Here is a 17,825-nt window from a genome sequence, read left to right on the forward strand (position 1 = left end):
GCAGCTATCGCACCTGGAACGTAGTGGGATTTTCGTGAACGACGTGGTCGAGGAGCAGGTGGTGGAGCTGATGCGGGTCTCCCCACTGGCGGAGGAACTGGCGGAACGGTTCGCCAGGGCGGGGCACCGGCTGTACCTCGTGGGCGGCAGCGTGCGCGACGCGCTGCTCGGCCGCCGCTCCGAAGATCTCGACTTCACCACCGACGCCCGGCCCGACCGGGTGCTGAAGATCGTCAGCGGCTGGGGCGACGCGGTCTGGGACGTCGGGATCGCCTTCGGCACGGTCGGCGTGACGAAGAAGGGCACGCAGCTCGAGATCACGACGTTCCGCGCCGACAGCTACGACCGCGTCGGCCGCAATCCCGAGGTCACCTTCGGCGACAGCATCGAGGGTGACCTGCTGCGCCGCGACTTCACGGTCAACGCGATGGCCGTCGAGCTGGCGTCCAAGACGTTCATCGACCCGCACGACGGGCTGAGCGCGCTCCGGGAAAAGGTCCTGGACACCCCGGCGACGCCGCAGGAGTCGTTCGCCGACGACCCGCTGCGGATGCTGCGGGCCGCCCGCTTCGCCGCGCAGCTGGGCTTCACCGCCGCGCCGCGCGTGGTCGACGCGATGACGTCGATGGCCGAAGAGATCGACCGGATCACCGCCGAGCGGGTGCAGGCGGAGCTGTCGAAGCTGCTGCTGGCCGACGACCCGCGGCCAGGGCTGGAGCTGCTGGTCGGCACCGGCCTGGCCGATCGCGTGGTGCCCGAGGTGTCCGGCATGCGGCTGGCGATCGACGAGCACCACCAGCACAAGGACGTCTACCAGCACTCGCTCACCGTGCTCGCCCAGGCGATCGACCTGGAGAAGACCCACGAACCGACGTCCGGGCCCGATCTGGTCCTCCGGCTGGCGGCACTGCTGCACGACGTCGGCAAGCCGGCGACGCGGGAGTTCCAGCCGGGCGGCGGCGTCAGCTTCCACCACCACGAGGTGGTCGGCGCGCGGATGGCCCGCAAACGTTTGCGGGCGCTGAAGTTCTCGAAGGAGATCGTTGACGACGTCTCCCAGCTCGTGTTCCTCCACCTGCGGTTCCACGGGTACGGCAAGGGTGAGTGGACGGATTCGGCGGTGCGCCGGTACGTCACCGACGCCGGGCCCTTGCTGACCCGGCTGCACAAGCTGGTCCGCGCCGACTGCACCACCCGCAACCGCCGGAAGGCCGCGGCGCTGCAGGCGACCTACGACGACCTCGAAGCCCGGATCGCCGCGCTCAAGGCCAAGGAGGACCTCGACCGCGTGCGGCCGGACCTCAACGGCGAGCAGATCATGGAGCTGCTCGGCCTCAAGCCGGGGCCGGACGTGGGGAAGGCGTGGAAGTTCCTCAAGGAGCTGCGCCTGGACCGGGGGCCGCTGGAGCACGACGAAGCGGTCGCCGAGCTGAAGAAGTGGGCCGCGGAAAACGGCGTCGGGGACGCGTGAGCCGTGGCGGGCGGGGGCAGCTTCCTGGTGGCGCTGCTGAGGCGCGGCGCCCCCGCGATCGCCACCGCCACGAGTGAGCTGCCGGACGAGATCGCCGACCCGGCCCCGATGCACGCGCTGCGACGCATCTCGCGGATGTCGGGCCCGATCGACCCCACCGAGCGCGACGGGCTGCTGCTGCGGGCGACCCGGTACGTCGTGCTCATCCCGCTGGCCTACCGGCTGCTCGCGGTGCCGGGCCAGTTCGGCGTCTACGTCCTCCAGCACGGCGCGACCGGGCTGCTGCCGGTCGCCGTGTTCACCCTGCTGTCGGTGGCGCTGAACGTGGCCGGCTTCCGCTGGATGTTCCGCTCGGCGCCGTTCAGCGGCCGGAACGCCGGGAAGCTGCTGGCCGTCGACCTGGCCTTCACCGTGCTCTCGCCGCTGGTCATCGCGGCGACCGTGCCGACGCCGGCGTACTTCGACGCGCTCGCGGTCACCAGCGTCCACCTCTACGGCGAGATCGGCCTGCTGACGCTCGCGCTGGGCCTGCCGAGCGGCGTGGTGTTCGGCCTGATCGGCTTCCCGCTGCGAATGCTGGCGAACTGGCTGAACACCGGCGGCTTCCTGGTCGCGGCCGCGTTCTCGACGTACTCCGTCCTGCTCGCGGAGCTGTTCCTGGCCACCGCCGCGCTGGTGCTGACCGGCCTGGGCACGCGCCTGGCGCTGGCCTACGGCACCCGCAACGGCCGGCTGGCCGAGCGCGCCCAGCAGCACCGGAGGCTGCACGACACCGTGCTGCAGACGCTGGAGGCGATGGCGCTGTCCGGCCCCGGCGACCCCGAAGAGCGCCTGGTCGAGATCCAGCGGCTGGCCCGGGCCCAGGCGATGGAGATCCGGCACACGATCGAGACGGCGGCGTCCGAGGGGGCCGAGGCCGGCGCGCGGCCGCTGGGCGAGAAGCTCGCCGCGCTCGCCGCCGAAATGGCCCGCGACGGCCTGCGCGCCCAGCTCGTGGTGGCCGAGCTGGACGACGACACGCTGTCGGAGGTCCGCCAGATCGCCATCCGCGACGCCGTCCGCGAGGCGATGCGGAACACGATGAAGCACTCGGGGACCGACCGGGTGGTGGTCCGCGTCGAAGAGCGCGACGGCGGCATCGCGGTGATCACCCGCGACCACGGCAGCGGGTTCGACAAGGCCGATCACCCGGCCGGGTTCGGGATCAGCGAGTCCATCACCGCGCGGCTGGCGGAGGTCGGCGGGACGTCGCTGGTCGAGTCGGGACTCGCCGGGGGCGGCACGCGGGTGACGTTGTGGGTCCCGTTCTGATATCTCCTGACCATGACCTCGATCGAGCCGCTCACCGACGCCCTCGCCGCCTACCGCGCCGGTGACCGCGACCAAGCCGCCGAACTCGCCGCCCAGGCCGGGCGCGCCGGCTCCACGCTGGCGGACGAACTGCGGGCCTACCTGGCCGGGGACGGCTCGGCGCCGGTGTACGACCAGCCGAGCGCGTTCACCGCGTTCATCCGCGGCGGCGGCAACGTCGAGCTGTACCGGGCGCTGAGCGCCGAGCTGGCCGCGCGGTACGACAGCGCGAAGCCGGAGTCGCTGCTCGACCTCGGCTGCGGTGACGGCCTCGCCGTGGTGCCCGCCCTGGACCAGGCGTCGCACCTCCCGCCGCGGATCGACCTGGTCGAACCGTCGGCCGCGCTGCTCGAAGGCGTCCACGAGCGGGTGCCGTCGGCCCAGTGCTGGCAGTCGACCGCCCAGGACTTCCTGGCCCGCGACGACCTCGGCTGGGACTTCGTCCAGTCGACGTTCGCCCTGCAGTCCATCGAGCCGGAGCAGCGCGCCGAGGTGCTGCGCACGCTCCAGCCGCGCACCGGGACGCTGGTGATCGCCGAGTTCGACGTCCCCGAGTTCGAAGAAGGCTCGCCGGAGCACCTCCGATCGCTCGTCGAGCGCTACGAACGGGGCGTGGCCGAGTACGGCGAAGACGCCTCGCTCGTCGCCCAGGGCTTCCTGCTGCCGGTGCTGCTCGGGATCGTCTCCGGGCAGCAGCGGACGAACTGGGAGCACCCGGCCGCGGCCTGGGCCGAGCAGCTGACGACGGCGGGCTTCACCGACGTCGGCGTCTCCCCGCTCGCCGACTACTGGTGGTCGCCCGCCGTCCTGATCACTGCCTGCTGAGCGAGCCCGTCTCGAGGTGCTGGGCCAGCGGCCGGGGCAGCAGGTAGGCGACCGCGCCGCCCGGCATCCCGCCCCACGGCGCCGCCACGCCGGTCAGCACGCGGATCGCCCGCTGCACCCGGTAGCGCCGCTTGTCGCGCTCGCGCTCGAACGCCAGGGCCGTGTCGACGAACCGCGAGCCGCCCTCGTGCACCAGGTTGCCGGTCTCGTTGCCGAACCGGACGACCGTGGTGCCCGGCGGCAGCGTGATCAGGCGCTTGCCCCGGTAGAAGTTCAACGGCGGCTCGCCGCGCATCGGCAGGATCGGCCAGTCGGCGGGCTGGTCGGACTCCTCCGCCGGCCGCGGCGGCAGCATCAGCAGCACGCCGAGCAGGAACCGGGCCGCGTCGCCGAGCGAGCCGAACGCCACCGGTTCGTCGGACGGCGGCCGCGAGACCTCCCAGCCGTTCTCGGCGCGGCGCAGCGTCCAGACGCCTTCGGCCGGTATCTCGTTGGCGCCGATCCGGTAGGCCGCGGGCGGCACGCCGTGCTCGGCGAGCCGTTGCTGGAGCAGCTCCAGCGTCTCCGCGCCACGCAGGTTCCGGACCTGCTCGCCACGGGCGACGCGGGTGAGCGCGCGCTCGTCCGGCAGGTCGGCGGCCGTCTGCGGCGGCCGCGGCTGGCCGAGGATCTCCGCCTCCGCCGTCGCGCGGACCAGCTCCCCGACGAACGGCGGCCGGAAGCCGGCCGCCCGGATGTGCTCGACCAGCTCCGGCTCCGGCGGCACCCCGTACTTGCGCAGGTAGTGCGGCACGGCGGCGGGCCAGATCCAGGTGCCGTCGGTGTGGAAGGCGTTCGGCACGTCCGGCTTGGCGCCCGGCCCGCCGAAGATGTCCGGCAGCGGCGCGGGCCGGTGCAGCGCGACCGGCGCCCGGAACAGGTAGTCGAGCACGCCGCGGACCTGGTCCGGCGGCACCGGTGGCCGGTTGACCACCGGGCGCTCGCCCTCGACGTGCGAGTCGGCGACCCGCGCGCTCCGGAACACGATGTCCAGCGGCAGCCCGGCCTTCGCGGTCAGCCACGCCGGCAGGTGCTTCGGCGTCCGGGGGAAGGTCGCCAGCTCCAGCTCGTAGGCCGCGGTCGACGGGCGGCCACCGTCGTTGGGCGGCACCCGCCAGTCCGGCTCGCGGTCGGCGTCGAAGTCGAAGTCGAACTGCGACTGCGCGTCCAGGGTGAACGTGCCCTGGAACCACGTGCCCGCCTCGGCCTGGTACATCGCCGCCCGCAGCCGCGCGAAGAGCCCGCCGAGCCGCGGCGCCGCGGGGAGCGAGACCGACACCGGGCCGTCCTCGTCGCCGACCGCGCGGACCTCGATCTCGGCGTAGTCCCCGACCTGCCGGAACTGGGCGCCGACCCGGGACCAGCCGCCCGGCACGGTGTGCAGCAGGGTCCGGCCGATGGCGCGCAGCAGCGCGTTCTGGTCGCCGGTGCCCGGCTGTGGCCGCGCCTCGGGCGTCTCGGTGAAGTCCAGCCGCGTCTGCCACAGCGCCGTGACCTGCTTGGCCGGCACGGTGACCGAGAAGTCGGTCAGGCCCAGCTGCGCGGCGCGGGCGGCGTCGTCGCGGACCCAGCGCAGGGTCAGCTCCGGCCGGTCGCCCTGCGCGACCTCGAAGATCTCGCCGTCGTACTCGGCGAAGGTCCGCAGCGTGAACGTCGACGGCACCTCGCTCGCCGAGACGACCTTCGCCGGACGGCCGTCGAACTCCTTGTCGAAGCCCTCCGGCGCTTCTTCCTCGGGCAGCACGGACAGCAGCACGGTGCCGTCCGTGGTCGACCGCTGCGCGCGGAAGGTCCCCTCGCCCCATGTCGCGTACAGGCCGTCCGGGCGTTCGGCCACCTCAACCCGGTAACGCACGTTTGTCCTCCCCGTCCCCCCGTGGAACAAGAACCTAGTCGACCGGGTACCGAGCGAACCACCGGTCGTCGCCCGGCGCGTCCGGGCCGAACTCGGCGAGCGCGTCGTCCGCCAGGCCGACGATGACTTCGCGGAGTTCCAGCTGGTCGAGCCAGCTTCGCCGCAGGGCTTCCTCGCCGTACATCGCACCGACGAGGTTGCCGCAGACCGAACCGGTCGAGTCGCTGTCGCCGCTGTGGTTGACCGCCGCGAGCAACGCCGAATCGGCGTCCGTGGTGGTCAGCGCGACGTACACCGACATGGACAGCGCCGTCTCGCCGACATTGCCCTGGCCCAGCGACTCGAGCTTCTCCGGCGTCGGCGGCCCCTCAAGCGCCAAGGCTGCGTCGAGCGCCGCGCTCTGCTCCTCGTGCCCCGGGTGCTTCACGAGCTCGGCCCGCGCGGTCGCGACCGCGTCGAGCAGCGACTTTCCGTGCAGCAGCTCGTGCACGATCACCGCGAAGCACCCGGACGACAGGTACCCGCTCGGGTGACCGTGGGTCAGCGCCGCGCTCTCGGCCCCGAGCCGGAACACCTCGGCGAGGTCGTCCGACCACAGCGCGATCGGCGCCGCGCGCATCACGCCGCCGCAGCCCTTCGAGTTGTTCACCGGGCGGTCGATGGTGCCCCGGACGCCCGAGCGGCCGTACGCCTCCAGCTCGCCGAAGCAGGTCAACCCCGGCGCGCGCCGGCTGAACAGCTCCTGGTGGGTGATCAGCCAGCCGTCGGCCGCCTCGACCGCCGACTGCGGCCCACGGGCCCGGTCCCACGTGACGCCCTGGGTGTGCAGCCAGCGCTGGTAGGCCATCTGCAGCGAGTGGACGACGTCCGCGGAGCCGGTCTTCCGCCGCTGGGCGTGCGCCCTGATCAGCGCTTCGAGCGTGAAGAGCGTCATCTGCGTGTCGTCGGTGATCCGGCCGACGCCGCCGTACGCGGGGATGAAGTCGGTGATGCCGTCCGGCCCGGCGATCTCGCGGATCCGGTCGATCGAGTCGAATTCCGTCTTCGCGCCGAGCGCGTCGCCGATCGCCCCGGCCAGCAGGCTGCCCCGCAGTCGCGATCGCAAGTTCGGTCCCTTCGGTTCCGGGGTGAACCGGCCGCTCGGGTACCGGCGCTCCCAGCGGGCGTGTTCCGCGGCCTCCGTCTGGAGGCCGTTGCGGTTGAAGTACCAGAAGACGTCGCTCGCGACGTCCTCGAGCAGACCGAGGTCGGGCAGCCTGGTCGCCCAGGGCAGGCCGGGCACGCCGGCCCGGGCGCCGACCAGCGCCCCGGCGATCGCCCCGGCCACCGGACCGGACCGCGCGGCGAGCGTGATCGCGGCTTCCGGGTCGTAACCGCGCTTGGCCGCGGCGAACAGCGCGCGGGCGAGCACCGACCGGACGCTCCGGCCGTCGCCGATGCTTTCCAGCTGCGACACGTCGTCGGCGTCGCGGTCCGCGCGCAGCGCCAGCGTCGACGCCGCCAGGTCACCGCCCACCTCGTGCAGCCGGACGTGCACCGGAAGGGCGAACGGCTCCCGCGTCAGCAGGGCCTGGAACAGGGAAACCAGCAGTTCGACGCCCTCGGTGACCTCGGCGCCGGCCGCGCTGCCGGTCAGCTCGCGGGCGACGTCCTTCGCGTACTGCTCGCCGTCGACGTCCGCCAGGGCGACGGCGCCGGCCGGGGTCGCGGCCAAGGCGGTGGCCAGCAGCGCGGAGAACTCGGCGGGCGCCGGGCCCGCGTGCCGGGTCGCGACGGCGAGCCAGCCGACCGGGTCCGGCTCGGGCAGGGTCGCCGGGACTTCGCCGGTCGGGACCGGCGGCAGGCCGCGCAGCACGATGTCGGTGTGGAAGAGCAGGTGCCGCGTCAGGCCGCCCAACGGCAGCGGGCCGGCCGGGTCCGCGCCGCCACCGAGAGCGTCGCCGATCGCGAAGCCGACGTACGCGCCGACGATCCGGTGCCACGCGAAGCGGTCGGCCGGTGTCCCGAAGGCGGAGAACTTCCCGAACGTCCACGGCACCGGCCGCGGCCGCGCGTCCTCGTCCACGTGCGCGATCAGCCCGTTCGCGCCCAGGTCGGCGGGCCATTCCGACTCCTGGCCGGCCCGGCGTCGGACGCCGTTGCGGTACTGCCAGGCGAACCCGCGCAGGTAGCGGACGCATTCGCCGGGCGTCAGCTCGAAGTGCTGGTCACGCGCGTGGTCCAGGGCGTAGCGCAGGTGCCGTTCCAGCAGGTCGGGCGGCTCGACGCCGAACTCCTCGACCAGCGCGGGCAGTGCGGCGGCGACCTCGGGCCCGGCTTCCGGGGCGGGCTCCTCGACCGGGGGCCGGGGGTCGGTCGCGTCCCCGCGGACCGCGGCGAGCTCGGCGGCGGTGAGGCTGCGGACCAGCCCGGTGCCGGGGTCGAGCGTCAGTCCCGTCGACGGCGGGAGCTCGCGGACCGGCACCCGCCAGCGGCGGGGGTAGCGTCCGGGCACCTTCGCCGACGAGCTGTAGGCGATGACCTCGCGCTCGCCCTTGCCGGGGACCGGCCGCAGCAGGGGCTTGCCGTCCGGCAGCGGGACCAGCACGTCGCAGTCCAGCAGGGCACGGGCGAACTCGGCTCGGCCGATCCAGTTCGCGGCCAGGTAGTTCAGCAGCTTCTCGGCGTCGGTCGACGGCACCGGGAACCCGCGCCAGACCGGACCCGGCGTGTACTGCTCGTTGACGCGGTACTCGCCGTTCGCCCGGGTCCAGCCGCGGACGGTGCGCACCGGGAGGTCCAGCTCGGGGAACGCCTTCTCGTCGAACTCGGGGTCGACGTCCGGCCGCCACTCGGCCTCGGCGGGGGTGCTCGCCATCGCCGCCTGGTCGAACCGGATTTCGCCGTCGTCCGGCACGAAGACCACCGGGCTGGGGAACAGTCCCGCGCCGATGTCGGTGCCGTCCAGGTAGCCGGCCGCGTTGACCGTGAAGCTCCAGCCGTCCGGGCGGCGCGCGGTGAACTCCGGCCGGATGCGCAGCCGGTCGCCGCCGGGCCGCGTGCGCAACCACTCCCGCACGCGCGCGACGGCTTCCTCTTCGTCCATTCTCCCCATCCTCGCGCTAATGCCGCGGGTACCGCTCGATCCAGACGTCCCCGAGCGCGCTCAGCGCCGAGCGCCGGTCGAAGTGCCAGTAGGCGTCCGAAGCCACGTTCTCGACCACGTACCGCAGTTCCAGCTGGTCGACCCACTTCTGCGGCAGCCCGGGGATCCCGGTGCGCGCGCCGAGCAGGGCCCCGGCGATCGCCCCGGTCAGCGCGCTGCGGCCGGAGTGGTTGACGGCGCGAAGCAGCGCCTGCTCCGGGTAGTTCTCGAAGCCCGACAACGCCGCGAAGGCGCGTCCGAGCACCGACAGCGTCGTCTTGCCGTCGCCGATGAGCTCTGGCATCCGCAGATCGGGCAGCCCGTGCTCGCCGAAGAACGGCACCGACTCGGCGACCATGTCCCCGATCGCCGTCCACTCCGGGCCCTGCTGGAACTGGCTGTCCGGGTTGAGCACCTCGCGGCTGGTGTTCCAGATCGGGAAGCTGAACGCGTCCTTCGTCAGCGCGTGCTCGAACAGCCAGGTCAGGTAGGTCGCGGCGGTCAGGTCGGTCTCGTCGGGGTGCGTGACGCCGGCCAGTTCGCGCACGGCCTGCCGCGCCCCGCCGCTGAACCCGCTGCCGGGCCCGGCCATGGTCAGCGCGGCGGGCAGCGCGGGGATCAGCGCGGCCGGGCCGGTCATCGCCGGCGCGCCGGTGACCCCGGTCGCGAGCTGGTGGTAGGCGTTGAGCTCGGCGTCGTCGATGTCGCGCCGGGCGTGCAGGTCCGGGACCTGCACGAGCCAGCCGTCGGGCGCGTCCATGGGCGCGCCCTGGGTGCGCAGCCAGCGCTGCAGCGCCCCGCGCACGACGTCCGGGAACAGCTGCTCGGCTTCGCGGGACTCCGGCTGCTCGCGGTGCGGGCTGCGGATCACGGCCTCGGTGTAGAAGAGCAGCCGCTGCGTCAGCGAGCCGATCCGGCCCGGCTGGTCGAACGCCGGGATCAGGTCGGTGATGCCCTCGATGCCGAACTTCGCGTGGATGTCGTGCAGCATCATCCGGTCGACGGCCGCGCCAAGCGCCTCTCCGAGCGCGAAGCCGACGTACGCGCCCGTGACGCGCTGCCAGCCGTAGCGGAAGCCGTCGAGGTCCCGCTCGAAGTACTTGCCGAACGTGTCGAGCCGCGGCACCGGGCGGCCGGAGTTGTCATACGCCGGCGCCAAGCCGTTCGCGCGCAGGTCGTTGGGCTTGCTGCGCGGCGGCTCCGGCATGCTCAGCCGCTTCAGCCAGGACTCGCCGAGGATGGTCTTCGCGCACTCCTCGGCCGTCAGCTCGAAGCCGCGCCGCCGGGCCTTTTCGGCCGCCACGAGCGGCGGCTTCACCGGATCCGGCAGGCCCATCCGGGCCGCGGTCTCGGCGGCGACCCGGATCAGGTCCTCCTCCGCCTCCGGGCAGCGGCCGTGCACGTCGATGCGCGGCTCGTGCCGCGGGAACCGCTTGACGATCTCCGCGAGCTCGCCGCTGGAGACGTCTTCGATGGTCGTCGGGCCGCCGTTGATCACCAGGTTCGGCGGGTGCTCGAACTCGGCCAGCGTCGCGACGTCGACCTTCCACCAGCCGTGCTCGCGCCAGGGCAGGTGCCGGGTCGAGCTGAACACCTTGAGCTCGTTGCGCTCCTCGGCGAAGTAGAACCGGTCGGTCTTGCCGGTCTCCAGGTCGAGCGGGACGTACACCTCGCACCGGATCAGCCCGATGAGCAGCAGTTCCCGGGTCAGCCAGCCGACGCTGCCGAACGACAGCAGCGTCTCCAGGGTGTTCTCCGGCTTCGGGTAGCCGCGGCGGATCGGCCCGGCCTTGTACTCGGGGTTCTCCCGCTCTTCGCCGGTCTGGTTGCCCTCGGCGTCGACCTTCACCCAGCCCGCGACGGCCTGCAGCGGCACGCCCAGCTCGCCGAGCCCGGCCTTGACGTACTCGGGGTCGACGACCTCGCGCCAGTTCTCCTGGCCGGGGAACGCCACCGGCACCGACAGCCCGCCGGGGTGCGGGTGCGCCTGCCGCAGCTCGCCGTCCGGCTCGCGGACGACGACCGACGGCGGCGGGAAGATCTCCTTCTCCGGCCGGCCCTCGTCGAGGAACGCGATGGTGTTGTAGGGCACCGACCAGCCCTCGGGGATGCGCAGGACCTTCTCGGTGTCCACCCGCAAGCCCGCGGGGCCGGAGACGTCCGGGCCGTGCACCGCGCGCAGCCACTGACCGACCTTGGCAATCGCTTCCGCCGCTTCCACCTACTCGATCCTCTCCAGGCTTCCGTCGGACTCGTGCTCGGCGATCGTCTTCGGCAGCACGAAGGCCACCGCGCCACCCGGCAGGTTCGCCCACGGAACCGTGATGCCGGTGATCACGTGCAGGGGGCGTCTGAGCCGGTAGCTCCGTCGCACCCGCTCCCGTTCGAGCGGCAGCGACGTCGTGGCGAACCGTACCTCGCCGTGGTGAACGAGATTGCCGGGTTCCTCGCCGAAGCGCAGAACGACCGTACCCGCCACCAGCCGGGTGATGCGCTTGTTGCGGAGCAGGGTGAGGGGAGGCTCACCCGGCGCCGGGTGCACCGGCCAGTCGTCGAGCTCCCTCGCGGTTTCCCGCGGTGTTTCGTGCCCGGCGGTCATCCGGGCGGGGTGCAGCAGCAACGCGCCCAGCAGCTGCTGCGCGGCGTCTTCGAGCCGGGCGAAGTACTTCGGCGCGCGGGGTTTCCCGCCGGCGTGCGCGGCGACTTCCCAGCCGTCGGGGGTGTAGTTGAGGCACCAGGCGCCGTCCGCGCGCTCGCCGACCCGGTAGGCCTCGGGCCACACCCCGTGCTCGCCGAGCCGCTGCACCAGCACGATCAGCAGCTCTTCGTCGCCGAGCTGCGGGTCCGGCGTGGTCTCCAGCTCGGCGACGACGTCCCCGGCCGTCTTCTTCACGTCCGCGCGGGACGGCTTCGGCCGCGGCTGGCCCAGCAGGTCCGCCTCGGCGGTCCGCCGGACCAGCGGCTCGACGTACGGCGGCTGGAAGTGGTGGCGGCGGATGTGCGCGACGAGCTCCGGCTCGGGCGGCACGCCGTGCTCCGCGAGCAGGAGCGGCACGGCGTCGGACCAGATCCAGGTGCCGTCGGTGTGGAAGCGCGCGTCTCCGTCTTCGTGCACGACGGCCTCCCGCTCGAGGTACTGCAGCACGAGCGGCACCTCGGTGTCGGTCAGCGGCGGCCGTTCGACGTCCGGGCCCCCGACGTCGGCGTGCCGGAACACCACGCCCAGCGGCAGCTGCGCGCGCAGCCGCCACCAGTCGGGGATGTGCTCGTCGGCCCGCGGGAACGTGGCCAGTTCCTCCGGGTAGGCGGCCGGCTCGGGGGCCTCGGTCCACATCGGGTCGTCGTCGAGCGCGAAGTCGAAGTCGAAGCTGCCGTCCGGGTTCAGCGCGAACCGCGCCTGCAGCCAGGTGCCACGGCCTTCGGCGTACATGCCGGCCCGCAGCTCGGTGAAGACGTCCGCCACCTCGTCCGGCACGGTCGTGTTGTGCCCCGCGGTCTCGGTGTGCTTCCCGAGCTGCCGGAAGTCGGCGACGGCGGGCACGTCGGCGTTGAGGCGGTGCTCGCGGACGAGCTTTCCCAGCCGCACCAGGAGGGTGCGCTGCTCGGCGGGCGAAAGTCGATGTTCCACGTGAATCATTGCCCCGCGTTGAACCGGCTCGTCACCGTGAACGACGGCGGCTCACCGGCGGCGATCCGGGCGGCCTCGTCTTCCCACATCTTGAAGGTGCGCTTCTGGAGCGCGTGGACCAGCGCGGTCTCCTGCTCGGTCCGGCTGCGTCCCTCCCGGGTGGCTGTGCCGTTGATCCCGTTGATCGTCTCGTAAAGCGCGAAGATCGGGCCGTCGCCGGAGAGGTAGTGGCTCCGCTGGACCTCGGTCTCCCGGATGAATTTCTCTTCGCTGAACGGACCGCGGATGTTCGACTCGGTGGTCGACCAGATGAGCTCGAGGATGTGGCTGCGGTCCTCATCCTGTTCGAAGAACCCCGTTCGGAGATTGAGGATGGTGCCTTGCAACCCGCCGTCGGGCGTCGAGTCGATCCGGTAGGTCTGGGCGTAGTACCGGTAGAAACTGGGGGTTTGAAGGGCCATCAGCCGCTCTCCTCGGATGTCAGTCCCCGCCGGAACGCCTCGCCGAACCGGCCTCGGACCTGCTCGGTCAACGCGGCGACGAGAGCTGCCTCCTCCGGCGAGAAGAAGCCCCCGCGTCCTTCCTTCCTGCTCAACGTCTCGAAGTCGCGGCGTACCTCGTAGAGCGCGTGTTCGTACGACGCCACGCCGTCGATGTGCGTCAGGTGCAGCCGCAATTCGGCCACGTGCCCGTTCGGCAGCCGGACGTTGAGCTGCAAGTCCCGGTAGCCGCTTTCCTTCGGATCGACCAGGCGGTCCGTGAAGTCGACGATCTTCAGTTCGGGATCCCGGCGTACCGCGTCCAAGGCGCGGTACAAGTCCGCCACTTGCTCGAACTGGATCTTGGCGCCGACCAGGTCGTGCAGTAGCGAACCATCCCAACCGTGTTTCTCGATCTTCGCCAACGCTCGGACGCTGTCCTTCGGCTCCGGCCGGAACCCCGGATGGCCATCGGTCTCGCCGGCAATCCGCTCGGTGATGCGGTTCAGCGTGCCCTGCGTCTCGGGCCAGCGCTCGCGCTCTTCCGCGACCCATTGCCTGCAGTACTCCGGATCGCCGACCCGGCCTTGGTCGAAGCTGCCGTGCCGCAGCGCGTCAGGCTGCACCACGTCGGCAATCCGGGCCACATCCGCGGAAATCTCCGCCTGCTCCGGGGTCGGGTCGAACGGCTCGACCCCCTGCCGCTCGACGTCGTCGATGACGCTGTAGCCGCGCTCGTTCACCTCGTGAACCGCGTCCTCGAGGATCGGGATCGCCTCGGGATGGTGGAGCAGGCTGGCCAGTGTCTTCGGGTTGTCCAGCAGCGAGCGCGTCAGGTAGTCGTTGGCCGGGTCGGACAGCACCCGCACCAAGCCGGGGTGCTCTCCCAGGTGCGCGCGGATGTAGTCGGCGTCCGCGTGCCCGTCGAGCGCCGCGGCGACGTCGTCCCTGGCCAGGAAGGCGTCGTGCGGTGCCGCCGAGCCGTAGCCGCCGTGCGTGTCGCCGGCGTCGTGCCCGGTCTGGACGTGCACCTCGTCCGGCGTCCCGAGGTGCATCAGCTTGATGCTGTTCGCCGGCTGCGGCAGGTGCATGAGGTCGCCGGACTGCGGGTCGATGAACGCGACGCCCTCGCGGGTGTGCACGACCATCGCCACGTGCCCGTACTCGACGCCGTTCGGGCCCGGGTACTTCACCGCGACCACGGCGTGGTGGTCGACCGGCATCCCGCGCATCTCGCGGATGACGTCGTCGTAACTGCCGCGCGCGGAGAACGTCTGCCCGAACTCGCCCTCGAGGTGTTCGAGCGTGCCGCGGCTGCCCATCTCGTGCGGCAGGATCGGCTCGGCCGTCGTGTCGACACCGCGCAGCTGGTCCATGTAGGCCCGGGGACCGCGCGTGCAGTTCGTCAGGTAGCCGTTTTCGAAGGCGCCGGGCTCGCGGAAGCCCGGGTTGACGTCACGCAGGTGCGGGTGCCGGTCGTGGACGTAGGCCGCGCGCTCGCTCTCCGTCGTCCCGCCCGCGTGGATGGCCGGTTCGAACGGCGGGTTCGTCGCCCGGGCCAGCCGGGAGTAGTCGTGCACGGACACGGGCGGCGGCGGGGGTTCCGCCGGGCCGTCCTGGACGTCGTGGACGGACGGCTGGTCCGGCTGCGGGGCGACGTGCTCGGGCTCGCCGAGACCGCCGAGCCGTTCCATGATCGCGGCCTGCTTGCGCCGTTCGAACTCGGGCGCGTTGTGCTCGTTCTCGGCCCGCCGCTCGGCCATCTTCTGCTTCGCGGTCTCGGGATCGAGGTAGCGCGGGTGGCCGGGCCCGATCTCCTCGGCCACGATGATCCACTTGCGCCGGCCGTCGACGGTCTCCAGCCGCCGCTCGTGGATCAGCAGCTGGGTGCCCGGCGGCGACAGCGATTCGCGCTCACCCGGGTTCTCCGCGAGCTTCGAGATGTCCCGGAGGTTGTTCGAGCGGACGTGCAGCTCGATGTCGTCGCCGAACTTCGACGTCGAGAACTCGCCGGTCTTGATCGACGCGCTGGAGAACGCGGGCTCGACGACCACCGAGCCCGGCTCGTACGGCTTGGTGACCAGCTCGGCCAGCCGCGGGTCGCCGCCGACGTCGTAGGCGCGGATGGTCTCGCCGGACTCGGGCGCGATCTGGTTGAGGCCGTCCATGATCGCGCGGGTGTTCTGCTGCGCGAGGTCGAAGCCGGGGTGATCGGTGCCGCGGCGCAAAGCCTCGTTGACGTCGTAGGCGTATTCGCCGCGGGTGTAGCCGTGCAGCGCGACGGCGCCTTCGTCGGTCAGGTGGGCGAGGTTGCCGGCCGCGTCGCGCTTGGCCAGCGCGTGGTCGTGGATCTGCTGGTAGATGTCCTCGTCGCCGACGGCCCGGCGGATGCTCTCGTGGTCGGCCGGGGTGCCGCGGTGCTCGCCGTCGAAGAGGTAGTTCTCGTCGTGCGGGACCCGCTCGGGCTGCGGGTTGAGCCGGTCGCTGATCCCTTCGTGCTGCGAGGGCGCTTCGTGGTGCTGAGGCGTTTCGTGGTGCTGAGGCGCTTCGTGGTGCTGAGGCGCGTCGCCCCCACCGAGCGGCAGGGTGTGGATGCCGGTGGCGTCCGCCGGCAGCTCGGCGAGCCGCCCGGTGACCGGATCGGCGAACAGCACGCCGTGCTCGGTGTGGACGGCCGCGACCAGCCGCGACTCCCCCTGGGGCGTCTCGAAGGCGACGGCCGTCCGCGCGCCGACGGGACGTTCGCCGAGCTCGCGGGCAACGCCGTCGAAGCTGTCCCGGCTGCTCCACTGCCCGCCGAGCTGTTCGCTGATCTGCGCGAGGCTCTGCTGCCGGGCGGGCCCGGCGACGACGTCCTCGCCGTTCATCCGCCGCTCGAAGGCGACCATCGACTCGGCGGCGTTGGTCCGGTAGCCGTTCTCGAGGCCGCCCGGGCTGTAGGCGTTGCGGGTGTTGACCCCGCCGAGCTCGGGAACGGCGTCGCGCAGGAGGCGCGCGTGCTGCTGCGGCGTCTCGACGGACCCGGCGTGCAGCACGGGCGGCCCGCCGGGCGTGAGCGGCTCGGCGAGCTGCGACCAGCCCCCCGCCGGCTCCCCGGTGGCCGGCGGCCGCCGTTCGGGCAGCGGCTCCGCACCCGGCTCGTCGAAGGGGTTGAGCTTCGACGCCAGGTCGTTGCCCGGCGCGTATTTGGGGTTCTCTTCGTAGAACTTCGCGAGCTCTTCGTCGGCTTCGCGCTGGAACCGGTCCTCGTCGGCCCGCTCACTGGCCCGGCGCTGCTCGATGGCATCGCGCGCGTCGGCTTCGCCGAGGTGCCCCGGCTCCCCGGGCGCGATCTCTTCGGCGTGCACGACGTAGTGCGGTTCCCCACGCACCGGCTCCGGCTTGTGGTTGGGGTGACCGGGCCCCTCTTCGACGCCGGTGATCTTGAACTGCGTCCCGGCCTTGAAGAGGACTTCGCGCTCGTGTCCGAGGCTGGCCAGCTTTTCGACGTCGCGACCGGTCTTCGACTGGATCCGCATCTCGACTTCGCCGGGGAAGGAGCTGCGCGGGTGCTGCGCGTCGACCTTGGAGGAGCTCAGGAACGACGGTTCGGTGATGTGCGCCCCGTCGTGGAAGCGCGCGAGGAAGGCCTGCAGCCGCGACAGATCACCCTTGAAGTCCACCCGCCGCGAGACAACGCCTTCATGCGGCGGCAGCTCGTTCAACCCCGAGACAAGCGCGGCCGCCTGCGGCGCGAGGTGGACGAGTTCGGGACTCCCCATCCGCAGCGCGTGGTTGAGCGGCCCGACCATCTCGGTCCGGGTGTAGGCATGCACGGCGACGGCCCCGGCGTCGGACATCCCGGGGTGCCACTCGTCGCGCTTCGCCCGCGCTTCGCGGTGGACCTGCTCGTGCCGCCACTCACCGTCCTGGTGACTCGCCTTCCCGGAGTCCATGAAGGTGTCTTCGATCCGCCGGATCCCGGCGGGATCATCGGTGTGAAAGCCAGGATCGGTGAGGTAGGGCTCGTCGAGGTCGGACTGCCCGTAGTCGCGTTCGCGCGCCGTCCCACCCGCCTCGCCCGGCACCTCGCCGGCATCGGTCGGGTTCGGATCGTCCCCGGGCTGTTCGGTCGGGCGGTCGTGGCCGGCCTCGTGCCCGGCGGCGGGTGCGTTTTCATCCGCCGCCCGTTCATGAGCCGGCGCCGGTTCGTCTGCTTGGTGGTGCCCGGCCGTCTGGTCCGGCCGTTCGGCGGGGCGGTCTTGGGCGGGCTCGCGCTCGGGGGTGCTTTCGCTCGCCGACCGCTCGGCGGGGCGGTCTTGGTCCGTCGGCGGCTTCTCGGTGGGCGTCGGCTGTTCGTCGCGGCGTTCCTGCGTCGGTTCGCTGGTCCGGTTCTGCTCGGGCGCGTGCTGGTCCGGTCCCTCGGCCGGACCCTCCTGTGCAGGCTCGCGCTCGGTGGTGGTGCTTTCGTCCGCCGGCCGCTCGTTGCCAGGTGCGCCCAGTTCAGCGGGGTGCTCTGGTGCCGGTGTCTGTTCGGCGGGCGTAGGCGTGCTCTGGTCCGGCCGCTCAGCGGCGCGTTCGTCCGCTGGGCGTTCGTCGGTCGGCGTTCGCCGTTCAGCCGAAGGCTCCTGCGCCGGAGCTTGCTCGGTGGGTGCAGGCGTGCGCTGCTCGGCCGGCCTCTCGCGCACCGGCGACTGTTCGGCCGCCGGCTGCTGCGTGGGCTCCCCAGGTGGGGTCGGCTGTTCGACCGGCCTCTCGCGCACCGGCGACTGTTCGGCCGCCGGCTGCTGCGTGGGCTCCCCAGCCGGAGTCGGCTGCTCGACCGGCCTCTCGCGCACCGGCGACTGCTCGGCCACCGGCTGCTGCGTGGGCTCCGCAGCCGGAGTCGGCTGTTCGGACGGTCGCGGCGGCTCCGGGGCACGCTCCACCGGCCGCGGCGGCTCAAACGGTCCGCGCGGCGGCAACTGTTCCTGCGGCGGCCCGAACCGCGGCGGCGGAACCTGCGCCGGCCCACCCGGCCGAGGCGCCCCCAGCCGCGGATCGTGCGGCGGCCGCCCACCCGGCGGGGGCGGCAT

The 17,825-nt window shown here is 72.5% G+C and carries 9 protein-coding genes; 3 read left to right on the forward strand and 6 right to left on the reverse strand.

The features are described 5' to 3' along the window. The first annotated feature begins 34 nt into the window (after positions 1–34). The 3 genes from DV20_RS33160 to DV20_RS33170 are packed head-to-tail and all read left to right on the forward strand — an operon-like array spanning position 35 to position 3,646. Positions 35–1,471, forward strand: coding sequence for a CCA tRNA nucleotidyltransferase (locus tag DV20_RS33160; protein WP_043787063.1), 1,437 nt, complete (start codon positions 35–37; stop codon positions 1,469–1,471). A 3-nt stretch (positions 1,472–1,474) separates the two neighbouring features. Beyond that, positions 1,475–2,782, forward strand: coding sequence for a sensor histidine kinase (locus DV20_RS33165; RefSeq protein WP_043787065.1), 1,308 nt, complete (start codon positions 1,475–1,477; stop codon positions 2,780–2,782). A gap of 12 nt (positions 2,783–2,794) precedes the next feature. Beyond that, positions 2,795–3,646: a class I SAM-dependent methyltransferase gene (locus tag DV20_RS33170; protein WP_043787067.1), complete on the forward strand. Its 852-nt coding sequence runs from the start codon at positions 2,795–2,797 to the stop codon at positions 3,644–3,646. Here DV20_RS33170 and DV20_RS33175 read toward each other — a convergent pair. The 6 genes from DV20_RS33175 to DV20_RS33200 are packed head-to-tail and all read right to left on the reverse strand — an operon-like array spanning position 3,633 to position 17,588. Next, positions 3,633–5,540: a TNT domain-containing protein gene (locus DV20_RS33175; RefSeq protein WP_084093793.1), complete on the reverse strand. Its 1,908-nt coding sequence runs from the start codon at positions 5,538–5,540 to the stop codon at positions 3,633–3,635. The two genes, DV20_RS33170 and DV20_RS33175, sit on opposite strands and share 14 nt — an antisense overlap. Before the next feature lie 34 nt (positions 5,541–5,574). Continuing rightward, a complete protein-coding gene (locus DV20_RS33180; RefSeq protein ID WP_043787071.1) occupies positions 5,575–8,625 on the reverse strand; it encodes an ADP-ribosylglycohydrolase family protein in 3,051 nt (1,016 codons plus the stop codon). Between the two features lie 16 nt (positions 8,626–8,641). Further along, the gene (locus DV20_RS33185; RefSeq protein WP_043787072.1) at positions 8,642–10,885 is read right to left on the reverse strand and encodes an ADP-ribosylglycohydrolase family protein; all 2,244 of its coding nucleotides are present in this window, start codon (positions 10,883–10,885) and stop codon (positions 8,642–8,644) included. Then, on the reverse strand, positions 10,886–12,301 hold the full coding sequence (locus DV20_RS33190) for a TNT domain-containing protein (RefSeq protein WP_235191048.1): 1,416 nt from the start codon (positions 12,299–12,301) through the stop codon (positions 10,886–10,888). After that, positions 12,298–12,753, reverse strand: coding sequence for a hypothetical protein (locus tag DV20_RS33195; protein ID WP_043787074.1), 456 nt, complete (start codon positions 12,751–12,753; stop codon positions 12,298–12,300). The genes DV20_RS33190 and DV20_RS33195 overlap by 4 nt, the downstream gene beginning before the upstream one ends. Then, the gene (locus DV20_RS33200; protein WP_235191049.1) at positions 12,753–17,588 is read right to left on the reverse strand and encodes a toxin glutamine deamidase domain-containing protein; all 4,836 of its coding nucleotides are present in this window, start codon (positions 17,586–17,588) and stop codon (positions 12,753–12,755) included. Before DV20_RS33200 ends, DV20_RS33195 begins: the two co-directional genes overlap by 1 nt. Positions 17,589–17,825: the final 237 nt, after the last annotated feature.

This window comes from Amycolatopsis rifamycinica (genome assembly GCF_000695625.1).
GTDB lineage: Bacteria > Actinomycetota > Actinomycetes > Mycobacteriales > Pseudonocardiaceae > Amycolatopsis > Amycolatopsis rifamycinica.